The sequence below is a fragment of the Micrococcus sp. HMSC31B01 genome, from assembly GCF_001816085.1.
In the GTDB taxonomy this organism is placed as follows: domain Bacteria; phylum Actinomycetota; class Actinomycetes; order Actinomycetales; family Micrococcaceae; genus Micrococcus; species Micrococcus luteus.
In genome coordinates this window covers 1-913 of record NZ_KV824850.1, presented here as the reverse complement: position 1 = coordinate 913, position 913 = coordinate 1, and the positions used below count along the sequence as shown (strand labels likewise).

Annotated in this window: 1 protein-coding gene; it reads left to right on the top strand. The window is 71.4% G+C overall.

Annotated features, from left to right (window positions below; all coding sequences use genetic code 11):
• The coding region (locus tag HMPREF3105_RS00685; protein WP_246830295.1) for a glutathione S-transferase C-terminal domain-containing protein at window positions 1-912 on the top strand (912 nt) is incomplete at its 5' end.
• Between the last annotated feature and the right edge of the window lies 1 nt (window position 913).

The following is a 913-nucleotide window of genomic DNA, read 5'->3' as shown; positions in this document are numbered from 1 at the left end:
CGCTACCGGCTCGTGGCGGCGCGGGCGTGCCCGTGGGCGAACCGGACGATCATCGTGCGGCGCCTGCTCGGCCTGGAGGACGCGATCTCGCTGGGCACCCCGGGGCCGACCCACGACGAGCGGTCCTGGACCTTCGACCTCGACGAGGGCGGGAAGGACCCCGTGCTGGGCACCGAGCGGCTCCAGGAGAACTACTTCACGCGGTTCCCGGACTACCCGCGGGGCATCACGGTGCCGGCGATCGTGGACGTGCCGACGGGCGGCGTCGTGACCAACGACTACCCGCAGATCACCCTCGACCTCTCGACGGAGTGGACCGCGTTCCACCGCGACGGCGCCCCGCAGCTGATCCCCGACGCCGGGCCGGAGCGGGACGAGATGTTCGAGGTGATCGAGCGCGTGTTCACCGAGGTGAACAACGGCGTGTACCGGTGCGGCTTCGCGGGCTCGCAGGAGGCGTACGACGCCGCGTACGAGCGGCTGTGGGCCGCGATGGACTGGCTCGAGGAGCGCCTGTCGACGCGCCGTTTCCTGATGGGGGAGCGGATCACCGAGGCCGACGTGCGGCTGTTCACCACGCTCGTGCGGTTCGACCCCGTGTACCACGGGCACTTCAAGTGCAACCGGAACAGGCTGACCGAGATGCCGGCGCTGTGGGGCTACGCGCGCGACCTGTTCCAGACCCCGGGCTTCGGCGACACGATCGACTTCGTGCAGATCAAGGAGCACTACTACGTGGTGCACGAGGACATCAACCCGACGGGCATCGTGCCCGCGGGCCCGGAGCTGGCGAGCTGGCTGAGCGAGCACGGGCGTGAGGCGTTCGGCGGGGACCCGTGGGGCGGCGGCACCGCACCCGGGCCCGTGCGCGAGGGCGAGCGCGTGGACCCGGAGCACACGCCGCTGCGGTGAG